Origin of the sequence: uncultured Roseovarius sp. (genome assembly GCF_913057115.1) — a bacterium.
Lineage (GTDB): Bacteria > Pseudomonadota > Alphaproteobacteria > Rhodobacterales > Rhodobacteraceae > Roseovarius.
In genome coordinates this window covers 1-17,638 of sequence record NZ_CAJXNN010000018.1, presented here as the reverse complement: position 1 = coordinate 17,638, position 17,638 = coordinate 1, and the positions used below count along the sequence as shown (strand labels likewise).

The 17,638-nt window shown below is 60.1% G+C and carries 21 protein-coding genes; 12 read left to right on the top strand and 9 right to left on the bottom strand.

The window, feature by feature from the left end; genetic code table 11:
* Window positions 1-77 precede the first annotated feature (77 nt).
* From QZ498_RS09325 to QZ498_RS09315, 3 genes are all read right to left on the bottom strand, one after another.
* Window positions 78-1,592: a malonyl-CoA synthase gene (locus tag QZ498_RS09325; RefSeq protein WP_294621631.1), complete on the bottom strand. Its 1,515-nt coding sequence runs from the start codon at window positions 1,590-1,592 to the stop codon at window positions 78-80.
* An 18-nt stretch (window positions 1,593-1,610) separates the two neighbouring features.
* Entirely contained in the window at window positions 1,611-1,766 is a 156-nt protein-coding gene (locus QZ498_RS09320; protein ID WP_294621630.1) for a hypothetical protein, read from the bottom strand.
* A 163-nt stretch (window positions 1,767-1,929) separates the two neighbouring features.
* Window positions 1,930-2,169, bottom strand: a complete 240-nt coding sequence (locus QZ498_RS09315) for an accessory factor UbiK family protein (protein ID WP_294621629.1) — start codon at window positions 2,167-2,169, stop codon at window positions 1,930-1,932.
* Between the two features lie 97 nt (window positions 2,170-2,266).
* Between QZ498_RS09315 and lgt the strand changes: the two genes are divergently transcribed.
* From lgt to QZ498_RS09290, 5 genes are all read left to right on the top strand, one after another.
* Window positions 2,267-3,157 (top strand): prolipoprotein diacylglyceryl transferase, encoded by an 891-nt coding sequence (lgt, locus tag QZ498_RS09310; RefSeq protein WP_294621628.1) that lies wholly within the window; start codon window positions 2,267-2,269, stop codon window positions 3,155-3,157.
* A complete protein-coding gene (locus QZ498_RS09305; protein WP_294621627.1) occupies window positions 3,154-4,218 on the top strand; it encodes an SAM-dependent methyltransferase in 1,065 nt (354 codons plus the stop codon). Before lgt ends, QZ498_RS09305 begins: the two co-directional genes overlap by 4 nt.
* Complete coding sequence (gene pgeF, locus QZ498_RS09300; RefSeq protein ID WP_294621626.1) at window positions 4,215-4,970, top strand: peptidoglycan editing factor PgeF; 756 nt, start codon at window positions 4,215-4,217, stop codon at window positions 4,968-4,970. Before QZ498_RS09305 ends, pgeF begins: the two co-directional genes overlap by 4 nt.
* 280 nt (window positions 4,971-5,250) lie before the next feature.
* On the top strand, window positions 5,251-5,382 hold the full coding sequence (locus QZ498_RS09295) for a hypothetical protein (protein WP_294621625.1): 132 nt from the start codon (window positions 5,251-5,253) through the stop codon (window positions 5,380-5,382).
* 320 nt (window positions 5,383-5,702) lie between these two features.
* A complete protein-coding gene (locus QZ498_RS09290) occupies window positions 5,703-6,497 on the top strand; it encodes a Hint domain-containing protein (protein ID WP_294621624.1) in 795 nt (264 codons plus the stop codon).
* Here QZ498_RS09290 and QZ498_RS09285 read toward each other — a convergent pair.
* Window positions 6,494-6,994, bottom strand: a complete 501-nt coding sequence (locus QZ498_RS09285) for an Lrp/AsnC family transcriptional regulator (RefSeq protein WP_294621623.1) — start codon at window positions 6,992-6,994, stop codon at window positions 6,494-6,496. The genes QZ498_RS09290 and QZ498_RS09285 overlap by 4 nt on opposite strands.
* Window positions 6,995-7,202: 208 nt before the next feature.
* On the opposite strand from QZ498_RS09285, the gene trxB reads away from it, so the two are divergent.
* A complete protein-coding gene (trxB, locus tag QZ498_RS09280) occupies window positions 7,203-8,183 on the top strand; it encodes a thioredoxin-disulfide reductase (RefSeq protein ID WP_294621622.1) in 981 nt (326 codons plus the stop codon).
* A gap of 146 nt (window positions 8,184-8,329) precedes the next feature.
* On the opposite strand, the gene QZ498_RS09275 is transcribed toward trxB, so the two are convergent.
* On the bottom strand, window positions 8,330-8,866 hold the full coding sequence (locus QZ498_RS09275; RefSeq protein ID WP_294621621.1) for a DUF6647 family protein: 537 nt from the start codon (window positions 8,864-8,866) through the stop codon (window positions 8,330-8,332).
* A 110-nt stretch (window positions 8,867-8,976) separates the two neighbouring features.
* Between QZ498_RS09275 and QZ498_RS09270 the strand changes: the two genes are divergently transcribed.
* Window positions 8,977-9,888 carry a LysR substrate-binding domain-containing protein gene (locus QZ498_RS09270; RefSeq protein WP_294621620.1) on the top strand — a complete coding sequence of 304 codons (912 nt, stop codon included), beginning with the start codon at window positions 8,977-8,979 and terminating at the stop codon, window positions 9,886-9,888.
* Window positions 9,889-9,932: 44 nt separating this feature from the next.
* Here QZ498_RS09270 and QZ498_RS09265 read toward each other — a convergent pair whose 3' ends face one another.
* Window positions 9,933-10,985: a cytochrome-c peroxidase gene (locus QZ498_RS09265; protein ID WP_294621618.1), complete on the bottom strand. Its 1,053-nt coding sequence runs from the start codon at window positions 10,983-10,985 to the stop codon at window positions 9,933-9,935.
* 266 nt (window positions 10,986-11,251) lie between these two features.
* On the opposite strand from QZ498_RS09265, the gene QZ498_RS09260 reads away from it, so the two are divergent.
* The gene (locus QZ498_RS09260) at window positions 11,252-12,964 is read left to right on the top strand and encodes a bifunctional sulfate adenylyltransferase/adenylylsulfate kinase (RefSeq protein WP_294621617.1); all 1,713 of its coding nucleotides are present in this window, start codon (window positions 11,252-11,254) and stop codon (window positions 12,962-12,964) included.
* Between the two features lie 99 nt (window positions 12,965-13,063).
* Window positions 13,064-13,786 (top strand): hypothetical protein, encoded by a 723-nt coding sequence (locus tag QZ498_RS09255; protein WP_294621616.1) that lies wholly within the window; start codon window positions 13,064-13,066, stop codon window positions 13,784-13,786.
* On the opposite strand, the gene QZ498_RS09250 is transcribed toward QZ498_RS09255, so the two are convergent.
* From QZ498_RS09250 to QZ498_RS09240, 3 genes are all read right to left on the bottom strand, one after another.
* Window positions 13,735-14,613 carry a hypothetical protein gene (locus tag QZ498_RS09250; RefSeq protein ID WP_294621615.1) on the bottom strand — a complete coding sequence of 293 codons (879 nt, stop codon included), beginning with the start codon at window positions 14,611-14,613 and terminating at the stop codon, window positions 13,735-13,737. The two genes, QZ498_RS09255 and QZ498_RS09250, sit on opposite strands and share 52 nt — an antisense overlap.
* Window positions 14,614-14,703: 90 nt before the next feature.
* On the bottom strand, window positions 14,704-14,931 hold the full coding sequence (locus QZ498_RS09245; protein WP_294621614.1) for a DUF1150 family protein: 228 nt from the start codon (window positions 14,929-14,931) through the stop codon (window positions 14,704-14,706).
* A gap of 5 nt (window positions 14,932-14,936) precedes the next feature.
* Window positions 14,937-15,350 (bottom strand): Hsp20 family protein, encoded by a 414-nt coding sequence (locus tag QZ498_RS09240; protein ID WP_294621612.1) that lies wholly within the window; start codon window positions 15,348-15,350, stop codon window positions 14,937-14,939.
* 158 nt (window positions 15,351-15,508) lie between these two features.
* On the opposite strand from QZ498_RS09240, the gene QZ498_RS09235 reads away from it, so the two are divergent.
* The 3 genes from QZ498_RS09235 to QZ498_RS09225 are packed head-to-tail and all read left to right on the top strand — an operon-like array spanning window position 15,509 to window position 17,336.
* Entirely contained in the window at window positions 15,509-15,733 is a 225-nt protein-coding gene (locus QZ498_RS09235; RefSeq protein WP_294621611.1) for a DUF465 domain-containing protein, read from the top strand.
* A gap of 48 nt (window positions 15,734-15,781) precedes the next feature.
* Entirely contained in the window at window positions 15,782-16,270 is a 489-nt protein-coding gene (purE, locus tag QZ498_RS09230; RefSeq protein ID WP_294621610.1) for a 5-(carboxyamino)imidazole ribonucleotide mutase, read from the top strand.
* Window positions 16,263-17,336, top strand: a complete 1,074-nt coding sequence (locus QZ498_RS09225; RefSeq protein ID WP_294621609.1) for a 5-(carboxyamino)imidazole ribonucleotide synthase — start codon at window positions 16,263-16,265, stop codon at window positions 17,334-17,336. Before purE ends, QZ498_RS09225 begins: the two co-directional genes overlap by 8 nt.
* Window positions 17,337-17,638 lie beyond the last annotated feature (302 nt).

Below are 17,638 nucleotides of genomic sequence, written 5' to 3'. Positions count from 1 at the left end.
TTCCGTCTTTGACGCCTTGTCAAAACATCTGCGAGAAACGTCGGTTCATGGTTCACGTAGCAGGCGCGCCCGCAGGCTCAGGACACGAACAGGCCTTTGTACTGCTCTCGCAGGACATTCTTTTGAACCTTGCCCATCGTGTTGCGCGGAAGTTCGTCCAGAACGACGATCTTGCGAGGGTGTTTGAACCGGGCCAACGCCTCACCGGTTGCCTCCATCATCGCACCGGCATCCGGTGTCGCGCCCTTCTCTGGCACGATGATCCCCACCACCGTTTCCCCGAAGTCAGGGTGCGGAACACCGATCACGGCACTCTCCAGAACGCCGGGTTGCTCGTCCAAGACCAACTCGATTTCCTTGGGGTAAATGTTGTAACCCCCAGAAATGATGAGATCCTTGTTGCGACCGACGATATGCACGTAGCCATCCTCGTCGATCTTGCCCAAGTCGCCGGTTATGAAAAACCCATCCTCGCGAAGTTCAGCGGCGGTTTTCTCCGGCATTTGCCAGTAGCCCTTGAATACGTTTGGCCCACGCACTTCGATTTGGCCGATCTCGCCGGCGGGCAGGGTATCTCCCGTATCGGGGTGGGTAATCTTCAGTTCAACCCCCGGCAAGGGAAAGCCGACCGTTCCCGGGCGGCGTTCGCCGTCATAGGGATTAGAGGTGTTCATGTTGGTTTCTGTCATGCCGTAGCGTTCGAGGATGCGATGGCCTGTACGCGCTTCGAACTGCACATGGGTTTCCGCCAGAAGCGGGGCAGACCCCGATACGAACAGGCGCATGTGTTGGGCAAGGCCCTTGGTGAATCTGTCATCACCAATTAACCGGGTGTAGAAGGTGGGCACACCCATCATGCTTGTGGCCTTGGGAAGTTGGGTTATGACCTGATCGAGGTCGAATTTCGGCAGGAAGATCATGCTGCTTCCAGCGGCCAGTGCGATATTGGTAGCCACGAAGAGCCCGTGGGTGTGGAAAATCGGCAAGGCGTGAAGGAGGACATCCTTCTCGGTGAAACGCCATTCGGTGACCAGGGTTTTTGCATTGGACAGCAAGTTGTTCTGGGTCAGCATCGCGCCCTTGGAGCGCCCTGTCGTGCCGGAGGTGTATAGGAAGGCGGCAAGGTCTTCGCCGCTGCGCGCGACAGTGTCAAAGCTGTTGGGGGCGGTCTTGGCTTTGTCCAATAGACTGCCGCCACCATCGGCGTTCAAGGTTTCGATCTGTGCCCCTAGACCACGTGCGAGAGGCGCGAGCCTGTCTTGGTTCTTGCCATCGCAGACGATAAGGACCGCACCGCTGTTTTCAATGAAATAGCTGAGTTCGTCGGCGGTATAGGCGGTATTGAGCGGGAGAAAAATCAACCCGGCCTGTGCGCAGGCGGCGTAGAGCATCAGCGCCTCGGGGGATTTCTCGATTTGGGCCGCGACCCTGTCGCCGGGGGTTAGGCCGAGCTGCACCATGACAGTGGCGAGTTGCGCGGCCTTGGACAGGAACTCCTGATGCGTGATGGTTCGCCCGTCCGGGATATGCAGGAAGGGCGTCGTTTTGCCCGCATGGATACCGAAGAGTCCATCATAGAGGGGATTAGCCATGTGTTTACCTTTCTTCGGTCAAGGACGGTGCAACGGACCCAAAATCTCAGCCGCTGCGTCGAGCAAGGCGCTGGCCAGTTCGGTCAGGGGACGTCCGTCATTTGTCATGTCGGGCGCTTCGCGGCGGTCGCGCGATTCGATCACCTTGGGCAGCGGATCAGACAGAATACTCACTCTGCGCCTTCCATGACATGGATGGGCAGCCATATGGTGCGGCCGGCGACGCGGCAGAGCCAGACAAGCGCAATACCCATGCAGGCTCCGTTTGCACCAATTTCAATCAAGCGCTGGGTTCAGTCGAGGCGCAGGATGCGGGCCTTCTGCTCAGGGCGCGCCCTCACTTCTTCTCAAGTGCCTCGATGCGCGCTTTGAGCGCTTCGTTTTCTTCACGGGCTTTTTGGGCCATGGCGCGAACGGCGTCGAACTCTTCACGGGTGACGAAATCGCGGTCGGCAAGCCAGCGGTCCATCATCGATTTCATGGCGGTTTCGGCCTCATCTTTCGCGCCCTGAGCCACGCCCATGGCATTGGTCATCAACTGCGAAATATCGTCGAGCACTTTGTTACGGGATTGCATGGGTCATACTCCGGTTGGGCTTTGCCCTTATATGGGCATATGAGAGACAAGGGACAAGGATTGACTTCCCCCGCAAACCAGAGGCACAGAGACGCACATGCAGGCCGTGATCCCCTTTCCCGATATTTCACCCGAGATTTTCAGCATCTCGCTGTTTGGCATGGAATTTGCTCTGCGTTGGTATGCACTGGCCTATATCGTGGGCATCGTTCTGGGCTGGCGGTTGGTGGTGATGGCAGTGCGGCGTGGGCATTTGTGGCGCGGCGGTGAGGCGCCTTTGACATCGAGGGATGTGGAAGACCTTCTCACTTGGGTGATCCTTGGGGTCATCCTTGGTGGGCGGCTGGGCTTCGTTTTGTTCTACCAGCCGGGGTATTATCTGCAAAACCCGGTTGAGATCTTGAAGGTCTGGCAAGGCGGCATGGCCTTTCACGGTGGATTGCTTGGTGTGATGGTGGCCTGTTTCGCCTTTGCAAGGACGCGCCGCGTGCCGTTCCTGTCGCTGGCGGATGTGCTTTGCATGGCAACACCCGCGGGGCTTTTGTTGGGTCGCATCGCAAACTTCATCAACGCCGAGCTTTGGGGACGGCCCACGGACCTGCCTTGGGGAGTCGTCTTCCCGACGGCGGCGGCACAGGATTGCCCGAATGTGGCAGGACCCTGTGCGCGGCACCCTTCACAGCTTTACGAGGCAGGGCTTGAGGGGTTGGTTCTGGGCGCTGTTCTTCTATGGCTGGTCTGGCGGCAGCGGGCGCTGTGGATGCCGGGCTTGGTCTCGGGCGTCTTCTTCATCGGCTATGGGCTTTCACGCTTTGTCGTGGAGTTTGTCCGGCAAGCGGATGCGCAATTCATCACGCCGGACAATCCCCTAGGATATGTGGTTCAGGCAGGTGAGTGGGGCCTGAGCATGGGGCAGCTGTTGTCACTTCCCATGGTGGTGTTCGGGGGGATCCTGTTGGTGATCGCCAAGGCCCGAAGGGCGGCATGAGCGGCCTGCACGATATCATCGTCAAGCGGGTCGCGGCCGAGGGGCCAATGCCCCTGTCGGAATACATGGGGCTTTGCCTGTCGCACCCTGAGCATGGCTATTACACAACCCGCGACCCCTTGGGAACGGCGGGCGATTTCATCACCGCGCCCGAGACCAGCCAGATGTTCGGCGAATTGATCGGTCTGACCTTGGCACAGGCCTGGATGGAACAGGGTACACCGGAACGGTTTACCCTGGCCGAGCTTGGGCCCGGTCGCGGGACGCTGATGGCGGATATCCTGCGGGCGACTCGCGCGGTTTCGGGGTTTCATGCAGCGATGTCAGTTCATTTGGTCGAAACCTCGCCCGCCTTGCGGGCTGTGCAGGCCGAAACGCTGGGGCGCGAGGGTGTCGTGTGGCACAAAAGCGTCGAGGCATTGCCCGACGCCCCGCTTTATCTGGTGGCCAATGAATTTTTCGATGCGCTGCCGATACGCCAGGTGGAGCGCGCCGAGGGCGAGCTATGGCGCGAGCGCTGCGTTGGTATGCAGGACGGGCGGTTGACCCTTGGCCTGAGCGATGCAACCCCGCTGCCCGCCTTGCAGCATCGTCTTGAGGATACGCGGCCCGGCGATGTGGTTGAGTTTTCAAGCCCGGCACAGGCCATTGCAGCGACGATTGGCGCGAAGATCAAATTGCGGGGCGGCACTGCACTGATCGTGGATTATGGCGACTGGCGCTCGTTGGGCGATACATTTCAGGCGCTGCAAGCGCATGAACCTGTAGATCCCTTCGATACCCCCGGTACGGCGGACCTGACCGCGCATGTGGATTTCGAAGCCTTGGCGCGGGCCGCGCCAACGGCACATAGTCGGCTGACCCCGCAAGGGGTTTTGCTTGAGCGCCTTGGCATCACGCAGCGCGCGCAAGCTCTTGCCAAGCGGCTGAGTGGCGATACGCTGAGTCAGCACATCGCCGCGCATCGGCGCTTGACCCACCCACAGGAAATGGGGACGCTCTTCAAAGCCATGGCGCTTTATCCGGAAGGCGCCGCACTACCACCGGGGTTCGAGGCATGACATTGGAGATCCTAACATCCGACAGCCTTGCACCGCTGCGGCACGGGTTCTTTACCCGCAAGGGCGGGGCCTCGTCCGGGGTGTTTCAGGGCCTCAACTGTGGGCAGGGATCATCGGATCAATCCGAAATCGTCAGCATCAACAAAACACGCGTGGCCGACGCCATGCACGTCGCCCCGGAAAACCTCATCACCGTGCATCAGGTTCATTCGGCGGACGTGGCAACAGTGGATGGCCCCTTGGCCGTTCGCCCCAAGGCCGACGGTCTCGTGTCCGCGACGCCGGGCGTGGCGCTCGCCGTATTGACCGCGGATTGCCAGCCCGTGCTCTTCGCCGATGCCGAGAACGGCGTTGTCGGCGCCGCGCACGCCGGATGGCGTGGGGCCTTGGATGGCGTGCTGGAAGCCACGATCGAGGCGATGGAAGGCTTGGGGGCCGAGCGAGAGGCCTTGCACGCCGTTATCGGCCCTTCGATCAGTCAGCGCGCCTACGAGGTGGGTCCGGAGTTTCTTGAAGAGTTCATGGACGACGACCCCGAAAACCACCGCTTCTTCGCCAATGGCGAGGGCGACAGGTACTTGTTCGACCTGCCGGCCTTCGGGCTGCACCGTATGCGGCAGGCTGGCATTGGCAAAGCGGAATGGACGCGGCATTGCACCTATTCCGATCCAGAACGGTTTTTCTCATACCGCCGGGCGACACATGCGGGTGAAGCGGATTACGGCCGCATGATCTCCGCCATTCGGCTTTGAATCAGGCCAAAACCGGGCAAACATGCCCACAGGATTGCCCCAATTAATGGAAACAATGCTTGGATTTCCTTGATATTGCTGCGCTTCTATTTTTTAAAATACAATAAATTCAATATTTTATGAGAAACCCTGCCTCTTGCCAAATTTTCCCGACACCGTCCCTCAAAAAGCTTCCGATTTTCTCGCATCGCGTCAAAAGATGGCCGCAAACCACCGCAATACTTGGTGGCAATCGGATACAACAGCCCTGCAAGGGCAGGCCAAAGCAGAGGACAAAACCATGAAAAAGCGTTGGATGAAAAGCGTTATCGAAACCAGCAAACAAGAGGCCCCGGCCCTGCCGTTTCAACGCAGCGCAAAGCGCAAGCCGCGCCCGGCGATCCTTGCTATGGCCAAGCTCAAGTCTGCCTGAAAGCAGCCGGCCCTGACGTAGCCCGATTCCTCCAGGCATCGGTGTCATGAGGTCTCCTGATGGAGACCTCATTTTTTTGCCCTGATTCGACAGCCCCAAAACCGTTCGGTGAGGAGAATGTGGCAGGTGCGTTAACAAGCGCGAAACAAATTCCGGCTCTAGGCACCATTGCGACTGGAGCAGTGACAATTCCCACAAGAATTTGACGAAATATCGCCCACGGTGCCCTACTGTTTTCACAAGACGTAAGCAGTATTCGTCAGTCTGTCGTTGTCGGTGGGGGCCGGCGCGGGTGTGACGACCTGAAAAGGTGACGCATCATGGCTACCCCCTCCACGGCCGCCCGCCTCTCGGCGGCCACCCCTTCTACAGCACTCCCTCGCAGGATCGGCCCCGGCGTTTCGCCGACCAAATCCCGGCGTGCTCTGGTCATGCGGAAGTATCAGATTTCGGCGCTGCGCGCGGATGGCGATATCCGCCAGTCCGAGCAAATCGGCCCGGCGCTGCCGCTGTTCGAGGCCGCATTTTCCGCCTTTGCACGCGGCACCCTGATTCAGACCGCACATGGCCCCGTCGCAATCGAGGATTTGCTGCCCGGCGACGAGATCGTGACAGCCGAATACGGCCCCACTCGCCTGCTTTGGGTCGGGTCGATGACCCTTGTGCCAAAACCAGATAGTCCCGCCCCGCCCGAGGCAAGGATGACCCGTGTCATGCCCGAGGCCTTTGGCATGGGCAAACCCATGACCAATATAATGTTCGGTCCCGGCGCACGGGTTCTGGCCCCGGCGGCGCGGCTTCGCGAGCAGATCGGCAATGAAAAGATACTGACGCCCATGCATCATCTGCACGACGGGCATGGCGTTATCGAGGTCATGCCGCCACGACCGGTGAGCGTTTACCATCTGTGTCTTGCAAAGCATGCCACGATCAACGCGGGCGGCCTTTCGGTCGAAAGCTATCACCCGGGATCGGGGTTCGAGCGCAAGATCGGCGATAAGATGCTTGGCCTGTTCCTGTCATTCTTCCCGCACATCAAGGCACCGCATGAGTTCGGCGGGCTGTCGCATCTGCGTTTGCCGTTGATGTCAGCGGATGAACTGGAAGCGGCCTAGGCGCTTTGGGTCAATCTCTCTTCAAGGATGTCGAAGGGTACACCCGGTTCGTCCTTGGCGCCGCGAATGACCAATGAGGTCTTGACGCTGGCCACGTTCTCGGCGGCAGTCAATTCTTCGGTCAGAAAGCGTTGGAAGGTCGAGAGGTCAGGCGCCACGCATTTGAGGATGAAATCAACTTCGCCATTGAGCATGTGACACTCGCGCACCAAGGGCCAGTCGTTGCAGCGTTCCTCGAATGCGCTGAGGTCGGCCTCGGCCTGTTTTTGCAAGCCGACGCTGGCGAAAACCTGTACTTCGAAGCCCAATTCGCGGGCGTCCACATCCGCATGGTAGCCCTTGATAAAGCCCTGCTCCTCAAGCGTGCGCACACGGCGCAGACAGGGCGGAGCCGAGATTCCCACACGCTTGGCCAATTCTACATTGGTCATGCGACCGTCGGCCTGAAGTTCGGCCAGTATCTTGCGGTCAATGGGGTCAAGGCGGGTTGCGGGCATCTTGGGCGATCCTTCGGCGTGTTTCTCGATTGTTATATCACGCCCATATATGCGCGCAATAATGTTTCGCCAAGGCGCAATATCGTTTCATGGTCAAAAAGATTGCCGATGCTATCTCCTGACCTTGCGGTGGGGGTTACATGCACCGCGTCACAGGGCTATATCTGCCACGACTTTTGATGCAACCCGATAACGCTACAGGTGACCCATGGGCGAAACCCGTCATACCAAAACCCTGATCATCGGCTCGGGCCCGGCGGGCTATACCGCCGGGGTCTATGCCAGCCGCGCCATGCTGGAGCCGATCCTCGTGCAGGGGATCGAACCGGGCGGGCAGCTGACCACCACGACCGAGGTCGAGAACTGGCCCGGTGATACCGAGGTGCAAGGTCCGGACCTGATGGTGCGCATGGAAGCGCATGCCAAGGAGATGGGCTGCGAGATCATCGGGGATATCATCACCGAGCTGGACGTGGAAAGCCGCCCCTTCGTGGCCAAGGGCGACAGCGGCACAACCTACACCGCCGACAGCGTGATCTTGGCCACCGGCGCGCGGGCCAAGTGGCTGGGGCTGGAGAGCGAAGAGGCTTTCAAGGGCTTTGGCGTCTCGGCCTGTGCCACCTGTGACGGCTTTTTCTATCGCGGTCAGGAGATCGTGGTGGTCGGCGGCGGCAACACCGCCGTGGAAGAGGCGCTCTTCCTGACGAATTTCGCCTCCAAGGTCACACTGATCCACCGCCGCGACGAGTTGCGCGCCGAGAAGATTTTGCAGGACCGTCTGCTGAAGCACCCCAAGATCGAACCGCTTTGGTTTCATGAGCTGGACGAGGTTCTGGGCGATGACAACCCCAAGGGTGTGACCGGCGTGCGCGTCAAGCATTCGAAAACCGGCGAGACACAGGACATCCCCTGCAAGGGTGTTTTCATTGCGATTGGTCACGCACCCGCCAACGAATTGGTCAAAGGCAAGGTCGAAATGCACCACGGCGAATATGTGAAGGTCGAAGCGGGCAGCACCCGCACCTCGGTGCCGGGTCTGTTCGCGGCCGGGGACCTGACCGACCATATCTATCGTCAGGCGGTGACCAGCGCCGGGATGGGCTGCATGGCGGCGCTGGATGCCGAAAAGTTCATCGCCGAGATGGAGGATGAGGCCCCTGCCCCCGAGGCCTATGTCCCGCAAGCTTGACCCTTGAGCCAAAGGCCGCGCCTGCGGCGCGACAGGTTAAAGCGCGCTTTTGCGCGCCGGGAGAGGGGCTTTGCCCCTCGGCCTACGGCCTCACCCCAGGATATTTGGAAACAGAAGAAGCCGGGTGCACAGCGCAAAAGGCCATTTCAGTCTGGGTGGAAGTCGCGCGATGTGCAGCCTGCTTCGAGGATGACTGCGATCCAGTTTACATTCGGCTCAAGACCCAGTTCGTTGAGCCATGCCTGTTGCAGCCGGTAGGCAGGCAATTCCTGTGCGCCGGGGCAATACCAATGGCCGTGCTCGGCTTGTCGGTGGTGGGTGAGTTCGTGTAAAAGGACGCTGACGTCATAGGGGCTTTTGCGGCTCCAGGGCCGCACTAGCCAAATGGTCTCGGTGTCAGGATCATACAGGCCACGGGTATGCGAGGCCTCGTTCGCCGCGCGTATTGGCGCAAGCCGCGCCAGATGCGCCATTGAGATCAGGCGGATGGCAGGGGCTGTGTCGCGACGGGGCAGATCGGTTTTGGCATCAAGCCAGCCTTCGAGTTGCACGACGAGCGCCTGGATATCGCGGGCCTCGCGCCATGCCAGAAGGTCCTTGGCGCCGGCCTGTGTGCTGGAAACCACAAGACAAAGAAAGCTGACGCGGGCCAGCCAATGGCGGGCACGTGAGGGGAAGCGCATGGCATCCTCCGGATCTGGTTTGGACGGATTGTGCAAAAGATGCTATGCTAGCGATCGCGTTATGCGCAAAAGACCATTTTTCAACCGCAGATGAAGGAAATTCACCTGCCATGGGTCGACAGCTTCCTCCTTTCGCGGCGGTCAAGGCCTTTGAAGCCGCTGCACGATACAAGAGCTTCAAGAAGGCAGCGGAGGAATTGTGCCTGTCTCCCTCTGCGATCAGCCACCAGATCCGCGCCCTGGAAGCGTATCTGGATACCGCGCTCTTCGAACGCGAGGGCAACCGGTTGGACCTGACCCTGACAGGGAAAGCCTATGCCGGGAAGCTGACCGGGCTTCTGGATTTTCTGGACGAGAGCACGCGCGCGGTGCGCCATGCGGGCGAGCGACCGTTCAGGGTACTATGCACGCCGGGCTTCGCCGCGCGCTGGCTGGTGCCGCGCTTGTCAGGTTTGCCCTTTGCCGACCGGGTGCAACTGCGGGTTTCGACCGGGGCTCCCTCTCTGGATTTCGCCAAAAACGATAGTGACTTGGTGATCCAATGGGCCGATGCGCCCGTTCCGGGCGTGTCAACCTATCCCTTGATGCAATCAAGCCGTTACCCCGTGATCAGTCCAAGATTACGAGACGCCGAAGGCATCGAGCACCCTGAGGATCTGTTGCGCATGACCTTGATGTACGATGAAACCGATGACGCTTGGGACCAGTGGTTCGACGCCGCGGGCCTGTCGCCACAGGCCATGCCACCCGGCCCTGTCTTTCCCAATTGCGAGTTGTCGACAACCGCGGCGGAACAGGGCGGCGGCGTGTCGCTCGCCTATGACTCGATGGTACGCGACACGGTGGCAAGTGGGCGTTTGATCCGGCTTTTCGATACGATCACCATGCCTGCGGTCATTTACTCGGTGGCCCATGCCGAGGGCCGTGGCGACGATCCGATGATCCAGCAGTTCAAAGACTGGATCTTCGCCGAGGTTGCCAAAACGCAACCGACTGTGCCGCGAATGTCAGCGGCAGAATGAAAACGGCGCGATAACCGCGCCGTTTCCAGGTCTTGTCGTGGAACTCAGTTCGGCATCACCTCGCCCGTGGGACGCGGGGTGGACATGGTTTCAGCCGGCAGGACCGGGTAAACCACCTCGGGCATTTCGCCAGTCAATGCGCCGAGAAAGGCGACGATCTTGTCGGCCTCCTCGTCGTTCAGGTCCTGACCCAATTGGCTTTCACCCATGATCTGCACCGCGACCTTAAGGTCCCAGACCAGCCCGGAATGGAAATAGGGGGCTGTCTGGTCAATGTTGCGCAGGGGCGAAGCGCGGAAGACATATTCATCGGCAGCCGTTTCGGTCACTGCATAGCGGCCTTTATCGTTTTCAGGCAGGATGTCGGCACCGGGTTTTTCGATCAGGCCAAAGGGGTAGTAGCCATTGCCGCCAAGGTTCACCCCGTTGTGGCAAGAGGCACAGCCCTTGTCCATGAACAGCGCGAGACCCTCTTTTTCCTCATCCGTCATGGCGGCGTCATCGCCGTTGAGGAAGGCATCGAAAGGCGCGGGAGTGATCAGCGTGGCCTCATAAGCCTCGATCGCCTTGGCGAAGTTGTCGAAGGTGACCGGGTCAGCCTCATCCGGGAAGGAGGCTTTGAACCACTCCTGATACTGCGGCATGGAATTCAGCGTGGCGATCACGTTGTCCGGCGTGTTGGCCATTTCCACACCCGCCTGAACCGGGCCTTTGGCCTGTGCCTTGAGGTCTTCGGCACGACCGTCCCAGAATTGCGCCTCGTTGAAGACGGCATTGAGCACGGTGGGGGAATTGCGCGGCCCCTTCTGCCAGCCATGGCCGATGGAGGTGGGCATGTTGTCGTCGCCACCGGTTGCGAGGTTGTGGCAGGAATTGCACGAGAACACGCCCGAGGCGGACATGCGTGGATCGAAAAAGAGCGCCTTGCCGAGGTCGATTTTTTCCGGTGTGACCGGGTTGTCGGTCATGGCGGGAATGGTCGAGGGCACAGCCGCGAACATATCCAGCGCCTGATCTCGTAGCTCAGAGGCCTGCGCGGCAGCGCCAAGCGCGAGACAAGAGGCAGTGCCGAGGGCAAGGGTCCAAGAATGGTTCATTGAAGTAAGTCTCCGATATCATAATCTCGCGCGTTAGAATCATTCTATAAGGCCGGTCGACACAGCACCCTGATCCATATCAATTCCGGAATGTTTGGGGGCTTCGAAAAATCGTTCCAATAATCGAAAGGCGCGCGTCATTTTTGCCTCTATTTCAGAAATCCGGCTGCCATGACTTGCCCCAACGGGCCCTTCGGGTCTAAGGCGCGGAGGAAGAGCGCAGAGCGCTTGAACCAAAAGAATTACAAGCAAATCCGAGAGTCGTGATGCACCAGCCGAACCTGGCCCCTATCCCCGAACTTTTCGTTTCCTACGAGTCAGCCCAGAAGCTGAAAGTTGAAGCCGCCGATTTGACAAGCTGGGATATGACCCCACGCCAGATTTGCGATCTGGAGCTTTTGATGAACGGCGGGTTCAACCCGCTTAAAGGCTTTTTGTCGGAAGAGGATTACAACGGCGTTGTCGAGAACATGCGGCTGGCCGATGGGACGCTTTGGCCGATGCCCATCACGCTGGATGTCTCGGAAAGCTTTGCCGAGGGAATCGAGCTGGGCCAAGATATCGCCCTTCGGGATCAGGAAGGTGTGATCCTTGCCACGATGACGGTCACCGACCGTTGGACGCCCAACAAGTCGCGCGAAGCCGAGAAGGTTTTCGGCGCCGACGACGAGGCGCATCCGGCGGTGAATTACCTGCATAACACCGCGGGCAAGGTGTATCTGGGCGGGCCGGTCACCGGGATTCAGCAACCCGTGCACTATGATTTCCGTGGTCGCCGTGACACGCCCAATGAATTGCGCGCCTATTTTCGCAAGCTGGGCTGGCGCAAGGTTGTCGCCTTCCAAACGCGCAACCCGCTGCACCGCGCGCATCAGGAACTGACGTTCCGCGCGGCGAAAGAAGCCGAGGCGAACCTGTTGATTCATCCCGTTGTCGGCATGACCAAACCGGGTGATGTGGATCACTTCACGCGCGTGCGCTGCTACGAGGCGGTGCTGGACAAATATCCCGGCTCGACCACCACGATGAGCCTTTTGAACCTTGCCATGCGGATGGCCGGCCCGCGCGAGGCCGTCTGGCACGGGTTGATCCGCAAAAACCATGGCTGCACCCATTTCATCGTTGGCCGCGACCATGCCGGCCCCGGCAAGAACAGCCAGGGCGAAGACTTCTATGGCCCCTACGATGCGCAGGACCTCTTCCGCGAGCATCAGGAGGAAATCGGCATCGAAATGGTTGACTTCAAGCACATGGTCTATGTGCAGGAGCGCGCCCAATACGAAGCCGTCGACGAGATCGCCGACAAGGACAATGTCACGATCCTCAACATCTCGGGCACCGAATTGCGCCGCCGGTTGCAAGAAGGCCTTGAGATCCCCGATTGGTTCTCCTTCCCCGAGGTCGTGGCCGAACTGCGCCGCACCAAGCCGCCGCGCAGCCAACAGGGCTTTACCGTGTTCTTCACCGGCTTCTCGGGCTCGGGCAAATCGACCATCGCCAACGCGCTTATGGTCAAGCTGATGGAGATGGGTGGCCGCCCCGTGACCCTTTTGGATGGGGATATTGTGCGCAAGAACCTTTCAAGCGAGTTGGGCTTCTCGAAAGAGCACCGCGATCTGAACATCCGTCGGATCGGCTATGTCGCCAGTGAGATCACCAAGAACGGCGGTATCGCGATCTGTGCACCGATTGCCCCCTATGCCACCACCCGTCGCGCCGTGCGCGAAGATGTGGAGCAATATGGTGCCTTCGTTGAGGTCCATGTCGCCACCTCGATCGAGGAATGCGAACGCCGCGACCGCAAGGGCCTGTACAAACTGGCGCGCGAAGGCAAGATCAAGGAATTCACCGGGATTTCCGATCCCTATGATGTGCCTGCCGACCCCGAACTGCGGGTTGAGACAGAAGGTACCGAGGTGGACAACTGCGCCCATCAGGTGATTCTGAAGCTGGAACAGATGGGCCTGATCGCGGGCTGATCCGTTTTTCCGCGACAAAGGCCACAAGGCCTGCGGAGCGCTTTTCGACTACACGGGCCGCCCTTGCCGGGGCGGCCCGATTTCGTTTAGGCACCGCGAATGTACGCGATTTCGCTTACCTCGATTCCGCCGCGCTTTGACCGGCTTGGACCGGTTTTGCAGGCGCTTTCGGCGCAACGGCCGGCACCCGTGGCAGTGTATCTTTGCCTGCCGCGCAGCTACCGCCGGTTTTCCGGGGTGGTTCATCCCCCGGCTCTGCCCGCTGGGGTAAACCTGTTGTGGTCTGAGCATGACCTCGGCCCGGCGGGAAAGGCCTTGATCGCCTCGCGGTATCTGGCAGGCAAGGTGGACCGACTGATCTATTGCGATGACGATTGGGCCTATGGCCCCGGCTGGGCGGCGGCGCTTTTGCAGAGCGCGGGCGATGGCGTGGCAAGCACGGGCCAAGGGTATTCGGTCAGGCGCTTGAAACGGCAAACCCGTGCCGCGCCGGGGTTCACCGATATTGCCCAAGGGTTTTCAGGTGTCTGCGTTGATCCGGCTTGGTTGGCGGCCCCGGACATGACCCCACCCGATGCGGCGTGGCCCGTCGACGATATCTGGCTGTCAGGGCAATTGGCCCGGCAGGGGATCGCGCTGTGCGAGGTCGCAAGGGCCCGTGCCGCGATGCGGCCTGCCTTTGATGATGCCCATGCCTTGCAGGTAGCAAAGGTCGGCGGCAAAGATCGGCATGCGGCCAACCTGGCCTGCGCAGAGGCGTTGACCCGACGCTATGGCATTTGGCCTGAGGCCTCAAGCAAGGCACGAGCGGCGCGTCCGTAGACATCGCCGTAGTCGTCAGCTTGGCCGCGCGCAGCCTCAAGCGCAGGCAGACGCGCCGCATAATCGTCTTCGGACATCGCGCAGAGCGCCGCCCTTACATCCTCGGCGCTGTCGCAGATCACCATACCCGAGGTATCGAAATAGTCGCCAATATTGGGGCAACCCCAGTAGATCGGGACGGTTTTGCAAAGGATCGCATCAATCAGTTTCTCGGTGAAGTAATGCCGCTCGCGCACGTTTTCGATCACCACCGAGTAGCGATAGGGCGCAAGCCCGTCCGCCTTGTCCTTGAACGGCCGATACCCCCCGCCCATGACATCGAGGGCGATACCTTGGGAATTCGCCCAATCGGCGATTTCGTGGCGCAGCGCGTGCCCAGCAAGCGAGCGTTTGGCCGATGCGATCAGCGAGCACATTTCGACCTTTTCAATCTCGAGCTCCCGCCAATCCGGAACCCAGGTACTTCCAAAGGGGAAGAACAAAACGTTGGGCAGGGTTGCGCAGAGATCCTCGTAAAAGCTCAGCACTCGGAAAAAGCGCCGATAAGACAGGCGCAGGCGGCGCGCATGCTTGCCGTGGATCGCTTGCGGTTCAAGGATCATGACCGATACCTTGGCACGGGTGCCAAAGCCCAAACGCCAATGGATCATGCCGCGCGGGAAGACGATCAAATGATCCTCCGGCGTGAGGTCGCGCAATGCGCCGCCCTTCAGCCGGTCGGGCTGCCCCAAGGGCCATATCATATCATCAAGCGGCAATGAACCGGGTGTCCAACCCAGTTTGACATGGTTGGGCAGGATCGCAACTACGGGCTGATCGTTGGACATGGGACACTCCGGTGGTCAACACCGGGTGATTATGCGCTGCGCCCCTCCAAGGCAAGCGCGCCGGTGGCGCAGATGCGCCACCACGTCGGTTTAGTGAACCGTCACTGGCTCCATGTCGTTCTGACGGGCCAGGATGAAGGCCAAGCGCCTGTCCCGCACCAACGCAAGGCGCTCGCCGTCGGACGTATGCACGGCATAAAGAGTCTCGCTGCCCATGGCTTGCTCGCGCATATCCTCGGGCAGGTCGGCCACCTTGACCGCGCGCACATAGACGATGGGACGGCCCGCTTCGGCGCCGAAATCATATGGTGTCTGCATCTCGCTTACCCCTTGTTGATCTTGATTCTCTGCACCACGCTCTCCGGTTGCGCGCGGGTCAGGTCCACATGAAGCAGACCGTTTTCCATGATCGCATCGCCAACTTCAACGCCATCGGCCAACACGAAAGAGCGTTGGAATTGGCGCGCGGCAATGCCACGGTGCAGAAAAACCCTGTCTTGGCTGTCGTCGGATTGACGGCCGCGGATCACCAACTGCCGGTCTTCAACGGTAATCGCCAAATCATCCTCGGCAAAGCCAGCCACAGCCAGCGTGATGCGATAGGAATTCTCCGAGGTTTGTTCGATGTTGAACGGCGGGTAACCTTCGTTGCCCGATTTCGCGCTGCGTTCCAGCATACGCTCCAACTGCTCAAACCCCAGCATATAGGGGTGTGCCCCCAATGTCATCTTGGTCATCGACACGTCCTTATATTCAAAGCGACAGTCCAACGTGCGGCCCCGTTACGGCAACCCCACGCGTGAAATATGGGGGCTGCTTTGGCGCTGTGCAAGGGCTTTGCGAAATCGCGCGAATACAGTATCTTGAAACTCCGCATGATAAGGAATCGTGAGCCATGAACGCTTTTGGCGATCTGTCGATGAAATCCGACGAGGTCCTGCGCGTCGAGTTGGAGGAATTCCGCCGCCAACACCGCGACCTGGACGAGGCGATTACCGCGCTCGAAGAAAAAGGCGCGCGCGATCCGCTGACCCTCAAGCGGCTGAAACAGCAAAAACTGCGCCTCAAGGACATGATCGCCTATATCGAAGACAGGCTCTATCCGGACATTATTGCGTAAGCCCGCGTGATGCGTATAGTGCGCCCTTCATTGCAAGGGGCATGAGACATGGCAGAGATCCAAGTGGGCATTATCATGGGCAGCCAATCCGATTGGCCAACCATGCGCGAGGCCGCCACCATTCTTGATGAACTGGGCGTCGCCTATGAGACCAAGATCGTCTCGGCCCATCGCACGCCCGACCGCCTGTGGGACTACGGCAAAACCGCCGCTGAGCGCGGTTTGAAAGTGATTATCGCCGGGGCTGGTGGTGCCGCGCATTTGCCGGGCATGATGGCCAGCAAAACCCGCGTGCCCGTTGTGGGTGTGCCGGTTCAGACCAAGGCGCTTTCGGGCGTCGACAGCCTCTATTCCATCGTGCAGATGCCCAAGGGCTTTCCGGTGGCGACCATGGCCATTGGTGCTCCGGGCGCGGCCAATGCAGGCCTGATGGCGGCTGGGATTTTGGCCACCCACGACCACGCCCTCGCCACCCGCCTTGACGCATGGCGCGAGGCCCTTTCCGCCTCCATTCCAGACGAGCCGCAAGATGACTGACCCCCTGACCACCGGCGCCACCATCGGGATCCTGGGCGGCGGCCAATTGGGCCGGATGCTCTCGGTTGCGGCCTCCCGACTGGGCTTCAAAACCTGTGTGTTCGAGCCCGGCGGCGATTGCCCGGCCAGCCATGTGTCGAATTTCCATTTCAAGGCCGCTTACAACGATGAAGAGGCCCTGCGCCGCTTTGCCGAAGCCGTGGATGTGGTCACCTATGAATTCGAAAACATCCCCACCGCCGCACTGGACCTGATCGAATCGCTGGTCCCCGTGCGTCCGGGGCGCGAGGCCTTGCGCATCAGCCAGGACCGCTTGACCGAAAAGGATTTTCTCTCTGACTTGGGCCTGACCACCGCGCCCTATGCCGCCGTGACCACGGCCGAAGATCTGGAAGCGGCGATTGCAAAGATCGGGCTGCCCGCGATCCTGAAAACCCGGCGCTTCGGCTATGACGGCAAGGGGCAGGCACGGATCATGCAAGCGGGCGACGCCTCCCAAGCGCTGGCGGATATGACCGGGCAAGAGGCGATCCTTGAGGGATTTGTCGCGTTCAGCCACGAGGTTTCAGTCATAGGCGCGCGTAGCGCTTCCGGCGATGTGGCCTGTTTCGATCCGGGCGAGAACGTGCACGAAGGTGGCATCCTGCGCACCACCACAGTGCCCGCGCGCCTGAGCACCGCACAGCGCACCGATGCGGTGCTGATGGCGGGCAAAATCCTCAATGCGCTGAACTACGTGGGCGTCATGGGCGTGGAGCTTTTCGTGACGCCGCAAGGCTTGGTGGTCAACGAAATCGCCCCGCGCGTGCACAACTCGGGCCATTGGACGCAGCAAGGCTGCACTGTGGATCAGTTTGAGCAACACATCCGTGCCGTTGCCGGCTGGCCGCTGGGCGATGGCGGGCGCTACGCCGATGTGGTGATGGAAAACCTGATCGGCGAGGACATGGACAAGGTGCCGGACATCGCGCAAGACCGCGACGCCGCCCTGCACCTCTACAGCAAGGCCGAGGTCAAGCCGGGGCGCAAGATGGGCCATGTGAACCGGGTGATCCGTCAAGGCTGATGCCCTGCTCTCAAAAGGACGCGCCTGCGGCGCGGCAGGATCAGCGCGCATTCGCGCGCCCAATGGGGGCGCTGCCCCTACTTTGAAAATAGGATTTTCAAAGCCCCCCGGAGTATTTCGCGAAAGATGAAGAGTAAGGGGCGCCCCTGTTCATCTTTCCCAAAATACTCCCGCCGGAGGGGTATTCTTCTTGTGTCATACGTTCTCACTGGGTGCCACCGGAATTAATCTTCCTTAAATTCCAATCAATTAACGTCTCACTGCATCCCGGAATGAGCCGGGCAGTGTCACGCCAGAACGTA

Excerpts from the sequence above, each read along its gene's own strand:
- QZ498_RS09270 (WP_294621620.1), top strand. The coding sequence starts at position 8,977 with ATGGGTCGACAGCTTCCTCCTTTCGCGGCGGTCAAGGCCTTTGAAGCC.
- pgeF (WP_294621626.1), top strand. The coding sequence starts at position 4,215 with ATGACATTGGAGATCCTAACATCCGACAGCCTTGCACCGCTGCGGCAC.
- QZ498_RS09255 (WP_294621616.1), top strand. The coding sequence starts at position 13,064 with ATGTACGCGATTTCGCTTACCTCGATTCCGCCGCGCTTTGACCGGCTT.
- QZ498_RS09305 (WP_294621627.1), top strand. The coding sequence starts at position 3,154 with ATGAGCGGCCTGCACGATATCATCGTCAAGCGGGTCGCGGCCGAGGGG.
- QZ498_RS09265 (WP_294621618.1), bottom strand. The coding sequence starts at position 10,985 with ATGAACCATTCTTGGACCCTTGCCCTCGGCACTGCCTCTTGTCTCGCG.
- QZ498_RS09235 (WP_294621611.1), top strand. The coding sequence starts at position 15,509 with ATGAACGCTTTTGGCGATCTGTCGATGAAATCCGACGAGGTCCTGCGC.
- purE (WP_294621610.1), top strand. The coding sequence starts at position 15,782 with ATGGCAGAGATCCAAGTGGGCATTATCATGGGCAGCCAATCCGATTGG.
- QZ498_RS09245 (WP_294621614.1), bottom strand. The coding sequence starts at position 14,931 with ATGCAGACACCATATGATTTCGGCGCCGAAGCGGGCCGTCCCATCGTC.
- QZ498_RS09225 (WP_294621609.1), top strand. The coding sequence starts at position 16,263 with ATGACTGACCCCCTGACCACCGGCGCCACCATCGGGATCCTGGGCGGC.
- trxB (WP_294621622.1), top strand. The coding sequence starts at position 7,203 with ATGGGCGAAACCCGTCATACCAAAACCCTGATCATCGGCTCGGGCCCG.
- QZ498_RS09240 (WP_294621612.1), bottom strand. The coding sequence starts at position 15,350 with ATGACCAAGATGACATTGGGGGCACACCCCTATATGCTGGGGTTTGAG.
- QZ498_RS09315 (WP_294621629.1), bottom strand. The coding sequence starts at position 2,169 with ATGCAATCCCGTAACAAAGTGCTCGACGATATTTCGCAGTTGATGACC.
- QZ498_RS09260 (WP_294621617.1), top strand. The coding sequence starts at position 11,252 with ATGCACCAGCCGAACCTGGCCCCTATCCCCGAACTTTTCGTTTCCTAC.
- QZ498_RS09290 (WP_294621624.1), top strand. The coding sequence starts at position 5,703 with ATGGCTACCCCCTCCACGGCCGCCCGCCTCTCGGCGGCCACCCCTTCT.
- QZ498_RS09285 (WP_294621623.1), bottom strand. The coding sequence starts at position 6,994 with ATGCCCGCAACCCGCCTTGACCCCATTGACCGCAAGATACTGGCCGAA.
- QZ498_RS09275 (WP_294621621.1), bottom strand. The coding sequence starts at position 8,866 with ATGCGCTTCCCCTCACGTGCCCGCCATTGGCTGGCCCGCGTCAGCTTT.
- QZ498_RS09295 (WP_294621625.1), top strand. The coding sequence starts at position 5,251 with ATGAAAAAGCGTTGGATGAAAAGCGTTATCGAAACCAGCAAACAAGAG.
- QZ498_RS09250 (WP_294621615.1), bottom strand. The coding sequence starts at position 14,613 with ATGTCCAACGATCAGCCCGTAGTTGCGATCCTGCCCAACCATGTCAAA.
- QZ498_RS09325 (WP_294621631.1), bottom strand. The coding sequence starts at position 1,592 with ATGGCTAATCCCCTCTATGATGGACTCTTCGGTATCCATGCGGGCAAA.
- lgt (WP_294621628.1), top strand. The coding sequence starts at position 2,267 with ATGCAGGCCGTGATCCCCTTTCCCGATATTTCACCCGAGATTTTCAGC.